Origin of the sequence: Nitrobacter vulgaris (genome assembly GCF_031453995.1) — a bacterium.
GTDB classification, from domain to species: domain Bacteria; phylum Pseudomonadota; class Alphaproteobacteria; order Rhizobiales; family Xanthobacteraceae; genus Nitrobacter; species Nitrobacter vulgaris.
Genome location: NZ_JAVDPZ010000009.1, coordinates 20,273 through 39,078, shown reverse-complemented (window position 1 = coordinate 39,078; position 18,806 = coordinate 20,273). Strand labels below are relative to the sequence as shown.

Genomic DNA, 18,806 nt, shown 5'->3' with positions numbered 1-18,806 from the left:
GTACCCACTTTTGCGGAATACGCGCTGAGGCCGGTTTATTCGGCGATCTTGTTGACTTGATACGCCCTGGAAGGCTTTTAGCGGTCAGAGGATATATTCCGTGAATTGACCTGAAACGCCCCGACGGTGATTGCATTGCCATGATCGAAAAAACCTACCAGCCCTCTGATATTGAAAATCGAATGTCCCGCGTTTGGGAAGAGGCCGGTGCATTCAAAGCCGGCCAGCCTGAACGCCGCGAGGCTGAGCCGTTCACGATCGTCATTCCGCCGCCGAACGTCACCGGCTCGTTGCACATGGGGCACGCGCTGAACAACACCTTACAGGACGTGCTGTGTCGCTTCGAGCGGATGCGTGGCCGCGACGTTTTATGGCAGCCAGGCACCGATCACGCCGGCATCGCGACTCAGATGGTGGTGGAGCGGCAGTTGGCGGAACGGAAGGAGCCCGGCCGCCGCGACATGGGCCGCGCCAGGTTTCTCGAGCGGGTTTGGCAGTGGAAGGCCGAGAGTGGCGGCGTTATCGTCAACCAGCTGAAACGGCTCGGTGCGTCCTGCGATTGGTCGCGTGAGCGTTTCACCATGGATGAAGGGCTGTCACGCGCGGTTGCCAAGGTTTTTGTCGAACTGCATCGCGCCGGCTTGATCTACAAGGATAAGCGGCTGGTTAATTGGGATCCGAAACTTCTCACCGCGATCTCCGATCTCGAGGTGAACCAGGTCGAGGTGAAGGGTAGCCTGTGGCATCTGCGCTATCCGGTCGAGGGTAAGAACTTTGATCCGAGTGATCCTTCAACCTATGTCGTCGTCGCCACCACACGGCCGGAGACGATGTTGGGCGATACTGCCGTCGCCGTGCATCCGGACAATGAGAAGCTCGAACACTTGATCGATTGCAACGTCGTGCTGCCTTTGGTCGGCAGGATCATTCCGGTCATCGGCGACGACTACGCCGATCCGGAGAAGGGCACGGGCGCCGTCAAAATTACTCCGGCCCACGATTTTAATGACTTCGAGGTCGGAAAGCGCCACCGCCTGCCGCAAATCAGTGTGCTCGATCGCGAAGGCCGGCTGACGCTATCCAACAACGAGGATTTTCTGCGCGGCCTTCCGGCTGGCGCGTTGATTCTGGCTGAAGAATTCGACGGCTTGGATCGTTTCGCCGCGCGCAAGGCGATCGTGGCGCGTCTCGAAGAGTTCGGTTTTCTCGACAAGATCGAGCCTCATGTGCACACAGTACCACACGGTGACCGCTCCGGCGCCGTCATCGAACCGTATCTGACTGACCAATGGTACGTTGACGCCAAGGAACTGGCGCGGCCCGCGATGTCCGCCGTTCGTTCGGGCGAAACAACATTCGTGCCGAAGAACTGGGAGAAGACCTACTTCGAGTGGATGGAGAACATCCAGCCCTGGTGTATTTCGAGGCAGCTCTGGTGGGGTCATCAGATTCCGGCCTGGTATGGTCCGGACGGCAAGGTGTTTGTCGCAGAGACGGAGGAAGAAGCGATCGGCCATGCGCTCGGCTTTTACGTTGAGCAAGGTGTCATCACCGTCGAGCAAGGCGCCGAAATGGCGAGCGATCCGGCAAAGCGTGATGGCTTCATTACGCGAGACGAAGACGTGCTCGACACCTGGTTTTCTTCGGCGTTGTGGCCGTTCTCGACGCTCGGCTGGCCCGATGAGACGCCGGAGTTGAAACGTTACTATCCGACCAGCGTGCTCGTCACCGGGTTCGATATCATCTTCTTCTGGATTGCCCGAATGATGATGATGGGCATCTATTTCATGAAGGAGGCCCCGTTTGCGACCGTTTACATTCACGCGCTCGTTCGCGACGAGAAGGGCGCCAAGATGTCGAAGTCGAAGGGCAACGTCATTGATCCTCTGCATCTGGTCGATAAATACGGCGCGGATGCGCTGCGCTTCACGCTCGCCGCAATGGCGGTGCAGGGCCGCGATATCAAGTTGTCTCCGCAGAGGGTCGAAGGCTATCGCAATTTCGCGACCAAGCTTTGGAACGCGTGCCGATTCGCGGAGATGAACGATTGTGTCGTTCCTGCGCAGTTTGATCCGACCGCCGCAACTGAAACGCTCAATCGATGGATTGTCCATGAGACTGTGCGCGCGACGTGCGAGGTCACCGAGGCCATTGAATCCTCTCGTTTCAATGACGCCGCCGGCACGATCTACCGCTTTGTCTGGAACGTCTACTGCGATTGGTATCTTGAACTCGCAAAGCCTGTAATTTTGGGCGAGGATGGCCCCGCCAAGTCTGAGACCCGCGCGATGGTCGCTTGGGCCCGCGATGAAATTTTGAAGCTTTTACATCCGTTCATGCCGTTCATCACAGAGGAGTTATGGACGGTAACTTCGGCGCGGAAGCAATTGCTGACCCTGACGGAGTGGCCAAACAAGGCAGATCTCACCCTCAAGCGGCGGACGCTGATCGCGGCCGCCGATCCCTTCGCTGGACCAGAGCCGGTGACCGATCTGTTGGAGCCCTATTTCCGCGACGATGGTGCCGAAGCCGAGATCGGTTGGGTGGTCGATCTCGTCACAGCCATTCGCTCGGTCCGTGCGGAGATGAACATTCCACCTGCAACCCTGGCGCCGCTGGTGCTCGCAGGCGCATCCGCCGAAAGCAGGGTGCGGGCGCAGCGCTGGAGTGATGTCATCAAGCGGATGTCCCGGCTTGCGGACATCTCATTCGCAGACCGGGCACCGGCAGGCGCCGTGCAATTGCTGATCCGCGGCGAAGTTGCCGCGCTGCCGTTAAAAGGCATCGTCGACGTCGCCGCCCAGCGCGCGCGTTTAGAGAAGGAAATCGCCAAGGCTGACGCCGACATCGATCGCGTGGGATCCAAGCTTGCAGATCAGAATTTCGTTGCGAACGCGCCCGAAGAAATCGTCGAGTACGAAAAAGAAAAGCGGGAAGCCGCAGTCGCACGCAAGGCAAAATTTGTCGAGGCTTTGGAGCGTTTGAAGGCCGCTGAGTGAGTGCTGCTCGGTCGTCATCACTGCGCCCTTTGAGTCTGCTATGGCTTGGGGGCGTAGGGTTGCGGCTCACGATCCTTGCCGTGCCGCCGGTACTGGCGCTTATCATTTCCGATCTTGCACTGTCAGGAACAGAGGTCGGGATTCTCAATGCCATTCCGGTGAGTTTGTTCGCGCTTGTCGCGGTACCCGGATCGCTGCTGATCGCGCGCGTTGGCGCTGTCAGGGCGCTGGTAGTCGGCCTCATGATTGCAGCGGTCGGATCGGCGCTACGCGGTTTTGCCGTCGGCGCAATGACTCTGTTCGCGGCGACAGCATTGATGGCGGCGGGCGTCGCTGTGATGCAACCGGCGTTTCCACCGCTGGTGCGGCAATGGGTCCCTCGCAGGATTGGCTTTGCCACAGCCGTCTACACCAACGGTTTGCTATGCGGCGAAATCTTTCCGGTCGTGCTCGCAGCGGTCGCCGTGCTCTTGCTGGGTGGTGGGTGGCGCGGGAGTCTCGAACTCTGGTCGATCGCGGCGGCAGTGATCGCACTAATCATCTTCGTTGCGCGGCCGGACGGCGAACATACATCCGCTCAGCACAGCCGCTGGATGCCGGACTGGCGAGATCCGCTGCTCTGGAAAGTCGGCCTCGTCGCCAGCGCAAACAACCAGCTCTATTTCTGCACTAACGCGTTTCTGCCGGGCCTGCTGCTGCAAACTGGTCATACTGAGTTGATTGGGCCTGCGCTGTCGGCGCTTAACCTCGGGCAGTTGCCGGGGTCGGCCCTCCTTATGCTGATGGCGAGTCGCCTGGAGCGGAAAAGATGGCCGCTCATTCTTTGCGGCGTGCTCGGCCTGCTTTCTGTTCTCGGCGTCGCGACGAGTACAAGTCTCTGGGTGATCGTTGGCTCGACGGCGCTGGTGGGCTTCACCTGCGCCGTGGGTCTGACTCTTGTGTTGACGTTACCGGTTCTGCTGGTCGCTCCCGATGACGTGCCTCACAACTCGGCCGGAATGTTCACCATCGGTTACGGGATCGCCATGCTGGTCTCCATCGTCGGCGGGATGGTCTGGGATATCACCGGCAATGCCGCCTTTGCGTTCGTGCCGATCGGTCTTGCCGTCGTACCGATGATCGTGCTGCCACTGGGGATTGATTTCAGAACCCAGCGTTCTTGAACGGCTTGCTAAGGAATTTCGATTCTTTCAGTCCGTATCGCCATGGCAGGTCGGCGGCTTTGGTAATGCCGATGCGCACGCCGGCGACGACGTCAACCTCGTCCGTGCGCTGAAAGACCGCAATCGGCGGCGCATCGAGCGGCAGCGCGTTATGCGCGATCGATATGCCGAGCGCCTGGCATAATTTGCCTGGCCCCGAACATAAGAGGCGCTCGTCATGCAGCCCGCGCCGGGTTCGCATCGCCGGAATGCCGTGGGTAGGTTGTAGCGCGCGGATCAGAACCGCGGCGGCAGAGCCATCCATTTCGCAGACGAAGTTCACGCACCAGTGGATGCCGTAAGAGCGATAGACATAGGCAAATCCAGGCGGGCCGAACATCACCATGTTCCGCGGCGTCGGTCCTCGATGGGAATGCGCGGCTGGCTCGGTGTGGTGATAGGCTTCCACCTCGACGATGATGCCCCCGATGCCTTCGACCAGCAGGGTCGCGCCGATCAGGTCCGGGGCCACGTCATGCACGCTGCGACTGAAAAACCCGCGTTTGATCGGCTTGCCAAGAGCAGGCGGCGTCAGACTGTCGGATGGGGAGGGATTTGGGGTCATTTTCCAAGGCAGGCGGGCGGTCGGGTCATAATGGGATATGTTACATATCTGACTGATCTGGCGAAGCGGGTTGCAGCCCTGCGTCGCGCAGATTACCTAAAGTCTCCTGCACAACCGGATCATTCCATGGTCGTCATCCTCGATACGGTTTCCGCCGACCCCGTCCGGCCGCGGCACCCGGAAAAGGTCAACCGGCCCGACGCGCTGTCGCCACCGAAGCCGGACTGGATCCGTGTGCGCGCGCCGAACACGCGCGGCTATTCGGACACGCGCCGAATCGTCAAGGAGAACGGTCTCGTCACGGTGTGCGAAGAGGCCGGCTGCCCGAACATCGGCGAGTGCTGGGACAAGAAGCACGCCACCTTCATGATCATGGGCGACACCTGCACCCGCGCCTGCGCCTTCTGCAACGTCAAGACGGGTATGCCGGTCGCGTTGCAGGCTTCGGAGCCCGAATATGTGGCCGAGGCGACGCGCAAACTTGGTCTGGCCCACGTTGTCGTCACATCTGTTGATCGCGACGATCTCGACGACGGCGGGGCAGGGCATTTTGCCGAGACAATTCACGCGATACGCGAGCGTTGCCCGACCACGACCGTCGAAATCCTGACGCCGGATTTCCTCCGCAAGAAGGGGGCGCTGGAAAGGGTCGTGGCGGCGAAGCCCGACGTCTTCAACCACAATCTCGAAACCGTGCCGTCGCGCTATCTCGCCGTTCGGCCCGGTGCGCGCTATTTTCACTCGATCCGCCTGCTGCAGCGAGTGAAGGAGATCGATCCGGCGATCTTCACCAAGTCAGGCATCATGGTTGGGCTTGGCGAGGAGCGTCATGAAGTCTTGCAGGTGATGGACGATCTGCGGTCGGCCGATGTCGACTTTCTCACCATCGGACAGTATCTGCAGCCGACCCGCAAGCATCACGCCGTGATGCGCTATGTCACGCCAGAGGAGTTTTCGAATTATGAGACCGTCGCCTACACCAAGGGCTTTCTGATGGTGTCGGCGAGTCCGCTGACTCGCTCGTCGCATCATGCGGGCGAGGATTTTGCAAAGCTGCGGGCCGCGCGCGCGAAGTTATTGCGGTAAGCGCTACAACGATGCCGTTGTTTTCAAGCAAACGCCGCGTTCGTCACAGCGCGAACGAGATGTTCGATCTGGTGGCGGACGTCGAACGTTATCCGGAATTTGTGCCGCTATGCCAGTCGCTGAAGGTGCGTCAGCGTACCACCGCGGCCGACGGTAAGGAGGTCGTGGTCGCCGATATGACCGTGTCGTTCAAGCTCGTGCGCGAGACCTTTACGAGCAGGGTGACGCTGGATAGGCCGAACCTCAAAATTTTCGTCGAATATCTGCGCGGGCCGTTCAGCCACATGGAAAATCGCTGGACCTTTGAGCCGAAACCGGATCAAGGCTGCGATGTCGGGTTTTTCATCACGTATGAGTTCAAAAGCCGGATGCTGGCAATGTTGATGGGCGCGATGTTCGACACCGCATTCCAACGCTTTGCAGCGGCATTCGAGAAACGAGCAGACGCTGTCTACGGTTCGCCGAAGGTGGTGAGTTGACGCGATACGGTCTTAGGTTTTCTTTGGAGAAGGTTTCACCGGTCCTGTGGTGCGCCGCCGCTCGGAAGTGCGACGCGCCGGCGTACGCGCTGCTCGCGGTCGTGATCGGCTAACGCTTTCGCGGCGGGCTTTCGCAGGCGGCTTCGGGCCGCGCGCTAATTCCATCAGCATCCGCAGGGCTTCGACAACCGAACGTTGCCGTACTGAACTCCGGCCGATGGCACCAAAGCGAAATTCGCGATGGATCAGGCGGCCGTCACGCGCTGCGGCCGCGAAATGAACAAGGCCCACGGGCTTGCCGGGTGTCGCGCCGCCGGGACCGGCGATCCCGGTGATGGCGACGGCCAGATCGGTGCCGGCGCGTTCCAGCGCGCCAACTGCCATTGCGGTCGCGGTTTCCTTGCTGACAGCGCCAAAACTGTCGAGCGTGATGGATTTAACGCCAAGCATCGCGCGCTTGGCGTCATTGGAATAGGTGACGAAACCGCGATCGATGACGTCCGAGGAGCCGGGAATCTCGGTCAGTGCCCCGACGACCAGTCCGCCGGTGCAGGATTCGGCCGTTGCGATGGTAAGCTTGCGCATCCGGCAAAGGTCGAGCAGCGAACGCGACAGGGCGCGTGTGTCGCTGCCGCTCATGTCAGGTGCCCCAGCCCTTGTCGTTCCACGGCAGGCGGACAGTGGCGCTGGCGGTCGCCGCGATTCCTTCCTCACGCCCGGTGAAGCCGAGCCGTTCGCTGGTCGTCGCCTTGACAGCAATACGCGAGATGGCGACCCCAGTGATGTCCGAGATGCGAGCGCGCATCTGGTCGCGCAGAGGTCCGATCTTCGGCTGTTGGCATATCATGGTGACTTCGAGATTGGCGATGCGGCCGCCGCGCGCGGTAACTTTGTCGATAGCGTACTTCAGAAATTTATCGGAAGCCGCACCCTTCCACTGAGGATCGCTGGGAGGGAAATGCGAACCAATGTCGCCGTCCGCGAGCGCTCCGAGAATGGCATCGACGAGCGCGTGCAACCCGACATCGCCATCGGAGTGCGCCAGGAAACCGCGATTGTGCGGAACCTTCAGACCACACAGCATGAGGTGATCGCCGTCGCCGAAGGCGTGCACGTCATAGCCGGTGCCAGTCCTGATGTCGCCGAGCGATGCCGCGAGGCGCGCTTCCTCGCGCACGAAATCTTCGGGAGTCGTTAGTTTCATGTTTGCAGCATCGCCCTCAAATGTCGCAACCGTCAATCCTACCCACTCGGCGAGCGCGGCGTCGTCGGTAAAATCGTCGCGGCCCTCGCGCGCCGCCCGGCGATGCGCATCGAGAATCATATCGAAATGAAATGCCTGCGGCGTCTGCGCGATCCGCAGCTTTGCACGGTCGGGGGTCGCGTTGACCGCGCCGGATGCATCAACCTGTTTGATGGTGTCGGTAACGGGAATAGCGGGCACCGCTGCGCCGGCTTTATCCGCGGCGTCGATTGCGCGCGTGATCAGTGCCGGTGTTACGAACGGGCGGGCGGCATCATGGATCAGCACGATGTCCGGTGCGTCGGCTGCCAATGCCTCGAGGCCTGCGCGAACGGAGGCTTGGCGGGTGGCCCCGCCATTCGCCGGCTCGCGATAGCGGAATCCGGCGACGGCCTGATTGAACATGGAAAGGTCATCGGGATTGAGCACCGGCTGAACGGCAAATACGTCGGGGTGCTGGCAGAACGCCTCCATCGCCCGCGAAATCACGGTTCGTCCGCCAATTGTCCGGTATTGTTTAGGGCCTCCAGCACCAGCGCGCAGGCCCCGGCCAGCGGCAACGATGATGGCGGCAGTTCGTTTTGAGGTGAGCATTGGACTCGCTGTTAAGGAATCAGGTTGTTTGAGCAAGCCCTTACCATGAAGGTAGCAAAACTGCAGGTGGCGAATTAATCGTTGCAGCAGTTGCAAGATACCGGAAACTGGCTATTGTATAGGCATGCATCTATTTTGCCTAATAAATAAGCTGATTTTCGGTCAGAAGGCTACGACGGAGTAGTTGGACCATGAGCACGAGCCCGACCGGTCCTGCTCCGTCATCAGGGCTCAAGCCATTCGCGGTTGGAGGTATTTCCATCTGTAACCGCGTTCTTCTCGCGCCGATGTCGGGAATCACGGACCGGCCCTTCCGGCGCCTTACCGAAGCGCTGGGGGCAGGGCTCGTTGTTTCCGAGATGACTGCCAGCGACGATCTCGTCCGGGGGCGGCCCATGTCCGTGCTCCGCTGTGAAGCCACCGGTCACGGACCGCACGTCGTTCAGCTTGCCGGCTGTGAGATAGGCTGGATGGCGGAAGGCGCCCGGATCGCCGAGGCGGCCGGCGCCGACATCATCGATATCAACATGGGTTGTCCCGCTCGCCACGTGACAGGCGGTCAGTCGGGTTCGGCGCTGATGCGCGATCTCGATCATGCCCTCGATCTGATCGAGGCGACGGTCGGTGCGGTGAAAGTACCGGTCACACTCAAAATGCGCCTCGGATGGGACGATGGCTCGCTCAATGCGCCTTCGCTGGCGCAGCGCGCCGAATCCGCTGGCGTGCACATGATTACGGTTCACGGCCGTACGCGTTGCCAGTTCTACAAGGGGCACGCCGATTGGCAGGCCGTGCGAGCGGTGAAAGAAGCGGTCCGCATTCCCGTCGTCGTCAACGGCGACATCACGTCGTTCGATGCAGCCGTCGCTGCGTTGGAGGCGTCGGGGGCCGATGCTGTCATGGTGGGGCGCGGTGCGCAGGGCCGACCCTGGATGCCTGGTCAGATTGGGCGGCAGCTCGAAACCGGTATCGAAGAACCGCATCCTCCGCTCGCGGACCAGTTGGCGTATATCCGCACGCTCTATGACGACCTGCTCCTGCACTATGGCCTGCGCATAGGGCTTCGTCATGCGCGAAAACATCTCGGCTGGGCGCTCGATACGGCGGCAGCGCTTCGTGCTGTACCAACACCGATCTTGAAGACGTGGCGGGAGAAAATTCTGAAGGCTGATGATCCGGCCTGCGTACAGCGATCACTGGTGGATGCGTTCGAGGACTTCGCGTGGAGGGCTGCGGCATGAGTTCGATCGCACAGCGCCCGCGCGTCGCGCCCAGCGATGGCGAGGCTATTCTCAACGCACTGCCGAACCCCGTGCTGCTGGTCGCGCCCGATGGTCGGATCGTCGACGCCAACATCGCGGCAGAGTCCTTCTTCGAGATGTCGAAGCAGTTCCTGCAACGCGAGCCGCTGAAGCAGCTTATCCCCTTCGGCAGCCCGCTCCTGACCCTGATCGATCAGGTTCGCGAGAGCGGTGCGCCTGTAAACGAGTTCAAGGTCGATCTCGGCACGCCGAGGATCGGCCGGGATCGTCAGGTCGACCTGCATGTCGCGCCCCTGACGGAACGGCCCGCTCATGTGGTGGTGATGATCCAAAAGCGCACCATCGCTGACAAGATGGATCGGCAGCTGACCCATCGTAGCGCGGCGCGCTCGGTGATTGCGCTTGCGGCCATGCTCGCGCACGAGATCAAGAACCCGCTCTCCGGCATTCGCGGCGCGGCGCAGCTTCTCGAACAGGGGGCGACGCTGGACGACCGAATGCTGACTCGCCTGATCTGCGACGAGGCGGACCGCATTGTCACGCTGGTTGATCGCATGGAGGTATTCGGCGACGAGCGGCCGATGAGGTGGGGGCCAGTCAACATTCACGCTGTCCTCGATCATGTCAAACGGCTTGCGCAGTCGGGCTTCGCGCGAAAGGTGAGATTCACCGAGGATTACGATCCGTCGCTTCCGCCGGTCCTCGCCGACCGGGATCAGCTGGTTCAGATCTTTCTGAACCTTGTCAAAAATGCTGCGGAAGCCGTTTCTGATCTCGGAGAAGAGGGGGAAATCCAGTTCACGACCGCATTCCGCCCAGGCTTGCACCTTTCCCTCCCGGGCAAGAAAGCGCGGGTTTCGCTGCCGCTGGAATTTTGCGTCAAGGACAATGGTCCCGGCGTAGCGGAGGATTTGCTGCCAAACCTGTTCGATCCATTCGTAACCACCAAGCAGACCGGGAGCGGGCTCGGCCTCGCGCTGGTCGCCAAGATCGTTGGGGACCACGGTGGCATTGTCGAGTGCGAGTCGCAGCCGCGCAAGACCACTTTCCGGATCCTGCTACCGATGTTCGATTCCAGTCCAGTAGACCAGCTTGGCAATGACGTTACCGCATCCGGAATGTCGTCACGCGCCGCACGCCATCCAGTATGAGGACAAAATGCCTCCAGCCAACATACTTATCGCCGATGACGATGGAGCCATCCGCACGGTGCTCAATCAGGCTTTGTCGCGTGCTGGATATGATGTGCGCCTGACGGGCAATGCCGCAACGCTGTGGCGATGGGTCAGCCAGGGCGAAGGAGATATCGTCATCACTGACGTGGTGATGCCAGACGAGAACGCTTTCGACCTGCTGCCGCGCATCAAGAAAATCAGACCGAACTTGCCGGTCATTGTGATGAGCGCGCAGAATACTTTCATGACGGCGGTCCGCGCTTCCGAGCGCGGTGCATATGAATATCTCCCCAAACCGTTCGATCTCAAGGAGCTGATCGCAATCGTGGGCCGCGCGCTCGCTGAGCCCAAGGAGCGCGCGGCCACCGGCAGCGACGAGAACGAATGCGATTCCCTTCCGTTGATCGGTCGATCCCCCGCCATGCAGGAAATCTACCGCGTGCTGGCGCGGCTGATGCAGACCGACCTGACCGTGATGATCTCCGGCGAGTCCGGCACCGGCAAGGAACTGGTCGCGCGCGCGCTTCACGACTACGGCAAGCGTCGCAACGGTCCCTTCGTAGCCGTGAATATGGCGGCAATTCCCCGCGACCTTATCGAGTCGGAATTGTTCGGCCACGAACGCGGCGCGTTCACAGGTGCAAACGCTCGCGCGTCAGGCCGTTTCGAGCAGGCAGAAGGAGGGACCCTCTTCCTCGATGAAATCGGCGATATGCCGATGGAGGCGCAGACACGTCTGCTCCGCGTGCTTCAGCAGGGTGAATATTGCACTGTCGGGGGAAGGACCGCCATCAAGACGGATGTCCGCATCGTTGCGGCAACCAACAAGGATCTCCGTATCCTGATCCAGCAGGGGCTATTTCGCGAGGATCTTTTTTTCCGCCTTAACGTGGTACCGCTGCGCTTGCCGCCGCTCCGCGAACGCATCGAGGATCTGCCGGATCTTATCCGGCACTTCTTTGTCCTCGCTGAAAGGGATGGGCTGCCGCCCAAGAAGCTAGACACGCTTGCGCTCGAGCGCTTGAAGCGGCACCGCTGGCCCGGCAACGTCCGCGAGCTGGAAAACCTGGCGCGCAGGCTTGCGGCGCTCTACCCGCAAGATATCATCACCGGCCCGGTGATCGATTGCGAACTTGCATCACCTGCGGTGGCCTCCGGAACCGGCGGACATAGTATCAACGGTCTCAGTGGCGCCGTCGAAATGCACCTGTCGTCCCTTTTCGCCAGCTTCCCGAATGGGCTCCCGCCGCCGGGCTTGTACCACCGTGTTCTCAGGGAGATTGAGGTTCCGCTTCTCACCGCCGCGCTGACGGCTACCCATGGCAACCAGATCCGGGCAGCCGACCTTCTAGGTTTGAACCGCAACACGCTCCGCAAAAAAATTCGCGATCTGGACATCCAAGTCTACCGGTCCGCAGGGTAGAAGCGGGGGGCTATCCGGTCAGTTTTCCACTGCTCACGTTTGATTGACGATTCCAGTTGTTTTGCCGGTTCGCGCCCGATGTTTGCGCCGCGGAAATGTCCCAATTGTGCAACATTGTTGTACGATTGCATCAGTTCGCTGGTTTGACCGACGCCAGCCCCAACACTCAACCTTCTCGCGAATGACCACAGCAGACACGCCGGTTCCATCACACGATCCGACACTCGCCGAGTCGCGCGGCTGGACCATGCGCCGACTATTGGCGCCAGTCGCGATCGGCTTAGCGTTGCTATCGGCATTCCTGACGTTTGTGGTTTTGGTTCGTCTCACGCCGATCGAGCCGACCCACCGAGTCGTTATCACGTTTCTGCTGATAGACGCGGGCATCATCCTTCTGCTCGTTGGCATTATCGCTCGCGAAGTCTGGCGTGTCGTGCAAGCACGCCGCCGCGGTCGCGCCGCCGCGAAGCTGCATGTTCAGGTGGTCGGTCTGTTCTCGGTCATTGCCGTGCTGCCGGCGGTCGTGGTCTCGGTCGTTGCCAGCATCACGATCGATCGCGGACTCGACCGTCTGTTTTCAGGACCGATCAAGGAGGTCATTGAGAACTCGCGGATCGTCGCACACGCCTATGCGAACGAACACGCCCAACTGATTCGGGGCGACATTCTCGGCATGGCCAATGACATCTCTAACGCGCGGCCGTTATACGACCAGGACCGCAAGACATTTCTCCAGCTCCTGACCTCGAGCGCCAATGCCCGCAACCTTCGGGGTGCGATGCTGATTGATAAAGAAGGCCACATGCTTGTATCGGCGCAAACCGGCATCAAGCTGGCCTACAACACACCGAACCCCGACTTTCTCAAGAATGTCAACGAGGACGATCCGCAGATCGCGTTAATTCCAGAGGCAAACTATGTCGCCGCCGTCATTCGCCTGAGCGCTTTCCAGGACACTTTTCTTTATGTCGCAAGACTGCTGGACCCCTACGTCGTCGCGCAATTGAAACAGACCGAATCAAGCCTTGCCGTATACGCCACGATCGAGGCTCGGCGCCTCGGCATCCAGGTAGCGCTCGCGCTGATGTTTGCCGTCATTGCGCTGACCATTCTGATGGCGTCGGTATTGCTTGGCCTGAACTTCGCCGACCGGTTCGTCGCGCCCGTCCGGCGTCTGATGAACGCAGCCAACATCGTGTCCACTGGCGACCTGAACGTTCAGGTGCCCGTCCTGAAATCCGAAGGAGACCTGGCGCAGCTCGGCGAAACCTTCAACAAAATGACGGCCGAGTTGCGAACTCAGCGCGACGAACTCGTTAGCGCGAGCGGCTTGATCGACAGCCGGCGGCGTTTCATCGAGGCGGTATTGTCGTCGGCCAGCGCCGGCATCATTGGCGTCGACGGCGCCAATACCATCCGCATCCTGAACCGGTCGGCGGAGAAGCTGATCGGCCATTCCGAATCGGAAACTCTGGGGCATCCGTTGTCCGAGGTAGTACCCGAGCTGAGCGAACTCATGCAGACGGCGAGGGAAGGAACGCAACGGCTGGTGCAGGGCCAGCTCACGCTCAATCGAGACGGCAGCGAGCGTAACATCTCGGTGCGCGTCAGTGCCGAGCAAACCAGTCAATCACGTGACAGCTACATCATCACTTTGGACGATATCACGGAGCTGGTGACCGCGCAGCGCACGTCTGCCTGGGGCGACGTGGCGCGACGAATCGCTCATGAAATCAAGAACCCGTTGACGCCGATCCAACTGTCGGCCGAGCGCATTCGCCGCAAATTCGGCAAGGCGATTACCCAGGATAAGACAATCTTCGAGCAGTGCACCGATACGATCGTGCGTCAGGTCGAGGATATCAGGCGGATGGTCGATGAGTTTTCGCGTTTCGCGCGAATGCCGAAGCCCGTGATGGAAGGAGAGGATGTCGCTGATACGGTCCGCCAGACAGTTTTCCTGATGCGTGTCGGATATCCCGAGATCGATATCGAAGCCGACATCAAGCATGAACCGATGCGCGCGCAGTTTGATCGGCGGCTGATCTCGCAGGCGCTGACCAATATCATCAAGAACGCAGCCGAAGCCATCGAAGCCGTGCCGCCGGAGATACTCGGAAAAGGCCGGATCGATGTTATCGTGGCGCGGGAAGAAGACGACATCGTCATTGACGTGATCGACAATGGTGTTGGCTTACCGAAAGTTGCGCGCGCGCGGCTGCTGGAGCCTTACGTAACGACACGCGAGAAGGGCACCGGCCTTGGTCTAGCGATTGTAGGGCGCGTCTTGCAAGACCATGGCGGCAAGCTCGAACTCAACGACGCTTCTGCGATAAAACCGGAGGCGCGGGGAGCCTGGATGCGGTTGCGGTTTGCAGTAGCAGGGCAGGCGAATGTTGGAACCATTAGCAAGGATGGAGCGACTAACGGCGATAACGTGACCGAAGAAAAAACAAAGACTGAGGTCGCTACCGGCGACTGACGAGGCGGATCCAATTTATGGCACACGACATTCTCATTGTTGACGACGAGGCGGACATTCGCGACCTCGTTGCAGGCATCCTGGAAGACGAGGGTTTCACGACCCGAACTGCGCGTAACAGCGATGAAGCACTTGCGGAGGTTTCAAACCGCCGTCCGCACATGGTGTTTCTCGATATCTGGTTGCAAGGCAGTAAGCTTGACGGGCTGCAACTGCTCGAAATGATCAAGCAGGACAGTCCCGATATGCCGGTGGTCATGATCTCCGGTCATGGCAACATCGAAACGGCAGTCGCGGCCATCAAACGCGGCGCCTATGACTTCATTGAAAAGCCTTTCAAATCCGATCGCCTGATTCTAGTGGCGACGCGTGCCCTCGAAACGTCACGTCTAAAGCGCGAGGTGCGTGAACTGAAGCAGCTTGCGCCAGCGGCAAGCTCGCTGGTCGGACGTTCGCCATGCGTGAATCAACTTCGGCAAACCATCGAGCGCGCGGCGAAAGCCAACAGCCGCATCATGATCGTCGGCCCGTCCGGATCCGGTAAGGAACTGGCAGCGCGAACGCTTCACAATCAGTCGAGCCGTGCTGAAGGACCGTTTGTCGTCATTAACGCTGCGGCGATTACACCGGAACGCATGGAGTCCGAACTGTTCGGCGTCGAGCAGATCGACGGCCAGCAGCCCCGCAAGGCCGGCGCGCTGGAAGAAGCGCATGGCGGGACGCTGTTCATCGACGAGATCGGCGATATGCCGCGCGAGACTCAGAACAAGATCATGCGGGTTCTGGTCGATCAGACATTTCAACGCTTTGGTGGCACGACCAAGATCAAGGTGGATGTGCGCATCATCTCGTCGACAGCGCGCAATCTGGAGGAGGAGATTGCCGCAGGCCGGTTCCGTGAAGATCTCTACCATCGGTTATCAGTGGTGCCGATCCGCGTTCCGGCACTGTCCGAACGCCGCGAGGACATTCCCGAGCTGATTGAATTTTTCATGGATCATATCTCTGCCGCAAGCGGGCTACCGAAGCGAAAGATCGGCGATGACGCGATGGCGGTGCTGCAATCTCATGTCTGGCCCGGCAATGTTCGGCAGCTCCGAAACAACGTCGAGCGCGTGATGATCCTGGCCGGCGGAGGTCCCGAGGTTATCATCACCGCGGATATGTTGCCGCAGGATGTGGGCTCCATGGTTCCGGCAATGCCGTCAGGCGTCAATGGTGAGCACATCATGGGCTTGCCGCTGCGCGAGGCTCGCGAGGTTTTCGAGCGCGACTATCTGATCGCTCAGATCAGCCGTTTCTCCAATAATATCTCTCGGACCGCGGAGTTTGTCGGCATGGAGCGCTCGGCGTTGCATCGCAAACTCAAGGCGCTCGGCGTCAACTAGAACCCTGAAGCGAACTCGCCGCATGTCACGAACTGCTTATGTCAACGGCCGATATTGCGATCTGCGCGATGCTTGCGTCAATGTCGAGGATCGCGGCTATCAGTTTGCTGACGGCGTTTATGAGGTCTGCGAAGTGCGCGGCGCGAGGCTGGTTGATTTTCCCCGGCACATGGTCCGCTTGCAGCGGTCGCTGCGCGAGTTGCAGATCGACGAACCGATGCCGATCACGGCGCTCGCGATCATTATGCGAGAGGTGGTGCGGCGGAATCGCGTGACGTACGGGATAGTGTATCTGCAGGTGACTCGTGGTGTCGCTCGGCGTGATCATGCATTTCCGCCAAGCTCTGTGAAACCGAGCGTCGTCGTCACAGCCCGTGCGCTCGATTACGAAAAAAAGCAGCAAACCGCCGCTACCGGCATCAAGGTGATCACGCTGGCGGAAAATCGTTGGCCGCGGGTGGATATCAAGTCGGTGTCGCTGCTGCCTAATGTGCTGGCGAAGCAGGAAGCGCGCGAGAAGGGGGCTTATGAGGCGTGGTATGTCGACAGCGATGGATTCGTTACCGAAGGTGCGTCGAGCAACGCCTGGATCGTGACGAAGGACGGCCGCGCTGTCACCCGGTCAGTGGACCGTGGCATTCTCGCAGGCATCACGCGGGCCGTGCTCGTGGAAGTCATGGGGGCTGTTCAGATCAGGCTGGAAGAACGCCCGTTCACACCTGCGGAAGCGCGCGAGGCGGCGGAGGCCTTTGTAACTTCGGCCTCTCAGATCGTCATGCCTGTCGTCGCGATCGACGGTCAGGTGGTGGGAAATGGTCAGCCGGGCGGTATCACAAGGCAGCTTCGGGAAGAATTCCACCGCTTTTCAGCATTTTCCTGATGGTTTTTGTAAATCCGGGCGAACCTATGGCCCGAACTGGCTTGCGTAACATCATGCTCTGCCCTCTAATCCAGGGTGCCGGATCCATGAGGAGGAACTCAGAGGGAGCCGGCGGCCATGGGACGCTCCGGGAGGGTTGTTTCCGGCTCAAAAAACAAAGCTAAACTGCGGATAACAAAAATGGCGATAGAGCGCGCACAAAACCTACAGGACACTTTCCTCAACCACGTTCGCAAGACGAAAACGCCCCTGACGATCTTTCTGGTGAACGGAGTCAAACTACAGGGAATTGTTACTTGGTTCGATAATTTCTGTCTGCTCCTTAGACGCGATGGCCATTCGCAACTGGTCTATAAACACGCGATTTCGACCATCATGCCGGGTGCTCCGATTCAGTTGTTTGAGGGTGGCGAGGACGCTCCGCTTTGAGCATGCATTTGAAAGTTTCCTGATTGGAAACCCGACAATTAGAGGGGAGCATCGACCCATCGGGGTCGATGCAGAACAAGCCGACCGGACGAGCGATCGTCATCGGTCCCTATGTACGGGCGCGGAGCGGCGATGCCGAGACGCCCCGGACAGGACGCACCCTGCGCAATACCGACGCGCGGCTGGATGAAGCCGCCGGCCTCGCGAGGGCGATCGACCTCCATGTGGTTCAAGCGATAGTCGCTCCGGTCAGCCAGATCAGGCCTGCCACATATCTCGGCAAGGGCAAGGTCGAAGAGTTGAAGGGCTTGATCGTCGCCGATGAAGCGAGTCTCGTGGTGATGGATTGTGCGTTGTCACCCATTCAACAGCGCAATCTGGAAAAAGCCTGGGGCACAAAGGTTTTGGATCGGACGGGCTTGATTCTCGAAATCTTCGGGCGCCGCGCCAAGACAAAAGAGGGTGCGCTTCAGGTTGAGCTCGCCCATCTCAACTATCAGCGTAGCCGTCTGGTGCGCTCCTGGACCCATCTTGAACGGCAGCGTGGTGGCTTCGGCTTCATGGGCGGACCCGGCGAAACTCAGATCGAGGCCGACCGGCGCCTGATCGGCGATCGCATCACGCGACTGGAAAGCGAACTCAAAAAGGTACAGGCGACGCGACGGCTGCATCGCGCCGGGCGGCAACGCGTGCCATATCGTGTGGTCGCGCTCGTCGGGTATACAAATGCCGGCAAATCGACGCTGTTCAATCGATTGACGCGCGCCGATGTTCAGGCAGCGGACATGCTGTTCGCGACGCTCGATCCCACGCTGCGCTCGCTTGTGTTACCTCACGGTGCAAAGGCAATGCTATCGGACACCGTTGGATTCATTTCCAATTTGCCAACTCAGCTCGTCGCTGCGTTTCGCGCGACGCTGGAGGAGGTGATAGAGGCCGACATTCTCCTTCATGTTCGTGACATTTCGCACGAGGATACCGAGGCGCAGCAGCACGACGTCGAAACGGTGCTGCATCAACTTGGCATCGACCCCGGAGGGACGACGCGCGTTCTCGAGGTCTGGAACAAGATCGATCGCTTCGATGCGGATCAGCGCAAAGATCTGGAAAATATAGCTGCACGGCGCTCGACGGATGTGCCCTGTTTTCTCGTCTCTGCCGAAACTGGCGAGGGGGTCGAGCCGCTGCTCGCGGCGATCGAGGATCAACTTGCGGCAACCCGAACCACGCTGGACCTTTCGGTCGATGCCTCGAATGGCGCGGCGATCAGTTGGCTGCATCGAAACTCCGAAGTGCTCGCCAAGGAACTGCGCGACGGCCATTACGATATGACCGTCAGGGTCGATGAGACAAAACGAGACATACTCATCAACCAATATGGCGCGGTACCACGCCCGCTTTAGAGTATGATCCCGAAAAGTGGAAACCGCTCAGTTGAAAGAGAATAAAGCAGAGTTTGATTCAACGCAGTTGAATCGCGACTCTGTGAGCTGTGTCACCGGATTCCTTTTCGCAAAGCAGGATCGCGCAGGATCGGTCTTGACCAGCAAAGCTGCGGACTATTCCATGCTCCACCAATTTCACGAAAGCCGCAGGAGA

Annotated in this window: 15 protein-coding genes; 12 read left to right on the top strand and 3 right to left on the bottom strand. The window is 59.9% G+C overall.

Annotation, left to right across the window (positions count from 1 at the left end):
* Positions 1–140: 140 nt before the first annotated feature.
* Together GGQ85_RS07640 and GGQ85_RS07635 are read left to right on the top strand one after the other, a co-directional pair.
* Positions 141–2,999 (top strand): valine--tRNA ligase, encoded by a 2,859-nt coding sequence (locus GGQ85_RS07640; RefSeq protein WP_309774003.1) that lies wholly within the window; start codon positions 141–143, stop codon positions 2,997–2,999.
* Positions 2,996–4,162 carry an MFS transporter gene (locus tag GGQ85_RS07635; RefSeq protein ID WP_309774002.1) on the top strand — a complete coding sequence of 389 codons (1,167 nt, stop codon included), beginning with the start codon at positions 2,996–2,998 and terminating at the stop codon, positions 4,160–4,162. Before GGQ85_RS07640 ends, GGQ85_RS07635 begins: the two co-directional genes overlap by 4 nt.
* Here GGQ85_RS07635 and GGQ85_RS07630 read toward each other — a convergent pair.
* Positions 4,143–4,766, bottom strand: coding sequence for a DNA-3-methyladenine glycosylase (locus GGQ85_RS07630; RefSeq protein ID WP_079446390.1), 624 nt, complete (start codon positions 4,764–4,766; stop codon positions 4,143–4,145). The two genes, GGQ85_RS07635 and GGQ85_RS07630, sit on opposite strands and share 20 nt — an antisense overlap.
* A 126-nt stretch (positions 4,767–4,892) precedes the next feature.
* Between GGQ85_RS07630 and lipA the strand changes: the two genes are divergently transcribed.
* Positions 4,893–5,852 carry a lipoyl synthase gene (gene lipA / locus GGQ85_RS07625; RefSeq protein ID WP_079446419.1) on the top strand — a complete coding sequence of 320 codons (960 nt, stop codon included), beginning with the start codon at positions 4,893–4,895 and terminating at the stop codon, positions 5,850–5,852.
* Between the two features lie 11 nt (positions 5,853–5,863).
* A complete protein-coding gene (locus GGQ85_RS07620) occupies positions 5,864–6,331 on the top strand; it encodes a type II toxin-antitoxin system RatA family toxin (protein ID WP_079446391.1) in 468 nt (155 codons plus the stop codon).
* A 12-nt stretch (positions 6,332–6,343) separates the two neighbouring features.
* On the opposite strand, the gene GGQ85_RS07615 is transcribed toward GGQ85_RS07620, so the two are convergent.
* Both GGQ85_RS07615 and GGQ85_RS07610 read right to left on the bottom strand, forming a co-directional pair.
* Positions 6,344–6,970 (bottom strand): CinA family protein, encoded by a 627-nt coding sequence (locus tag GGQ85_RS07615; RefSeq protein WP_079446392.1) that lies wholly within the window; start codon positions 6,968–6,970, stop codon positions 6,344–6,346.
* Between the two features lies 1 nt (position 6,971).
* Positions 6,972–8,168, bottom strand: coding sequence for a bifunctional 2-C-methyl-D-erythritol 4-phosphate cytidylyltransferase/2-C-methyl-D-erythritol 2,4-cyclodiphosphate synthase (locus tag GGQ85_RS07610; RefSeq protein WP_079446393.1), 1,197 nt, complete (start codon positions 8,166–8,168; stop codon positions 6,972–6,974).
* Between the two features lie 191 nt (positions 8,169–8,359).
* Between GGQ85_RS07610 and dusB the strand changes: the two genes are divergently transcribed.
* The 8 genes from dusB to hflX all read left to right on the top strand — a co-directional run bounded on the left by dusB (position 8,360) and on the right by hflX (position 18,610).
* Positions 8,360–9,409: a tRNA dihydrouridine synthase DusB gene (gene dusB / locus GGQ85_RS07605; RefSeq protein WP_309774001.1), complete on the top strand. Its 1,050-nt coding sequence runs from the start codon at positions 8,360–8,362 to the stop codon at positions 9,407–9,409.
* Complete coding sequence (locus GGQ85_RS07600; protein WP_309774000.1) at positions 9,406–10,581, top strand: two-component system sensor histidine kinase NtrB; 1,176 nt, start codon at positions 9,406–9,408, stop codon at positions 10,579–10,581. Before dusB ends, GGQ85_RS07600 begins: the two co-directional genes overlap by 4 nt.
* Before the next feature lie 7 nt (positions 10,582–10,588).
* Positions 10,589–12,028, top strand: coding sequence for a nitrogen regulation protein NR(I) (gene ntrC, locus GGQ85_RS07595; protein WP_309773999.1), 1,440 nt, complete (start codon positions 10,589–10,591; stop codon positions 12,026–12,028).
* 181 nt (positions 12,029–12,209) lie between these two features.
* Positions 12,210–14,510, top strand: a complete 2,301-nt coding sequence (locus GGQ85_RS07590) for a sensor histidine kinase NtrY-like (RefSeq protein WP_309773998.1) — start codon at positions 12,210–12,212, stop codon at positions 14,508–14,510.
* Between the two features lie 17 nt (positions 14,511–14,527).
* On the top strand, positions 14,528–15,898 hold the full coding sequence (ntrX, locus tag GGQ85_RS07585) for a nitrogen assimilation response regulator NtrX (RefSeq protein ID WP_309773997.1): 1,371 nt from the start codon (positions 14,528–14,530) through the stop codon (positions 15,896–15,898).
* Between the two features lie 22 nt (positions 15,899–15,920).
* The gene (locus GGQ85_RS07580) at positions 15,921–16,778 is read left to right on the top strand and encodes a D-amino-acid transaminase (protein WP_309773995.1); all 858 of its coding nucleotides are present in this window, start codon (positions 15,921–15,923) and stop codon (positions 16,776–16,778) included.
* A 180-nt stretch (positions 16,779–16,958) separates the two neighbouring features.
* Positions 16,959–17,207: an RNA chaperone Hfq gene (gene hfq / locus GGQ85_RS07575; RefSeq protein ID WP_079446421.1), complete on the top strand. Its 249-nt coding sequence runs from the start codon at positions 16,959–16,961 to the stop codon at positions 17,205–17,207.
* A gap of 23 nt (positions 17,208–17,230) precedes the next feature.
* Positions 17,231–18,610, top strand: a complete 1,380-nt coding sequence (gene hflX / locus GGQ85_RS07570) for a GTPase HflX (RefSeq protein ID WP_374708857.1) — start codon at positions 17,231–17,233, stop codon at positions 18,608–18,610.
* Positions 18,611–18,806 lie beyond the last annotated feature (196 nt).

Coding starts and splice junctions, on each gene's coding strand:
- GGQ85_RS07640 (WP_309774003.1), top strand. CDS start 141: ATGATCGAAAAAACCTACCAGCCCTCTGATATTGAAAATCGAATGTCC.
- GGQ85_RS07630 (WP_079446390.1), bottom strand. CDS start 4,766: ATGACCCCAAATCCCTCCCCATCCGACAGTCTGACGCCGCCTGCTCTT.
- lipA (WP_079446419.1), top strand. CDS start 4,893: ATGGTCGTCATCCTCGATACGGTTTCCGCCGACCCCGTCCGGCCGCGG.
- GGQ85_RS07620 (WP_079446391.1), top strand. CDS start 5,864: ATGCCGTTGTTTTCAAGCAAACGCCGCGTTCGTCACAGCGCGAACGAG.
- GGQ85_RS07615 (WP_079446392.1), bottom strand. CDS start 6,970: ATGAGCGGCAGCGACACACGCGCCCTGTCGCGTTCGCTGCTCGACCTT.
- GGQ85_RS07610 (WP_079446393.1), bottom strand. CDS start 8,168: ATGCTCACCTCAAAACGAACTGCCGCCATCATCGTTGCCGCTGGCCGG.
- dusB (WP_309774001.1), top strand. CDS start 8,360: ATGAGCACGAGCCCGACCGGTCCTGCTCCGTCATCAGGGCTCAAGCCA.
- GGQ85_RS07600 (WP_309774000.1), top strand. CDS start 9,406: ATGAGTTCGATCGCACAGCGCCCGCGCGTCGCGCCCAGCGATGGCGAG.
- ntrC (WP_309773999.1), top strand. CDS start 10,589: ATGCCTCCAGCCAACATACTTATCGCCGATGACGATGGAGCCATCCGC.
- GGQ85_RS07590 (WP_309773998.1), top strand. CDS start 12,210: ATGACCACAGCAGACACGCCGGTTCCATCACACGATCCGACACTCGCC.
- ntrX (WP_309773997.1), top strand. CDS start 14,528: ATGGCACACGACATTCTCATTGTTGACGACGAGGCGGACATTCGCGAC.
- GGQ85_RS07580 (WP_309773995.1), top strand. CDS start 15,921: ATGTCACGAACTGCTTATGTCAACGGCCGATATTGCGATCTGCGCGAT.
- hfq (WP_079446421.1), top strand. CDS start 16,959: ATGGCGATAGAGCGCGCACAAAACCTACAGGACACTTTCCTCAACCAC.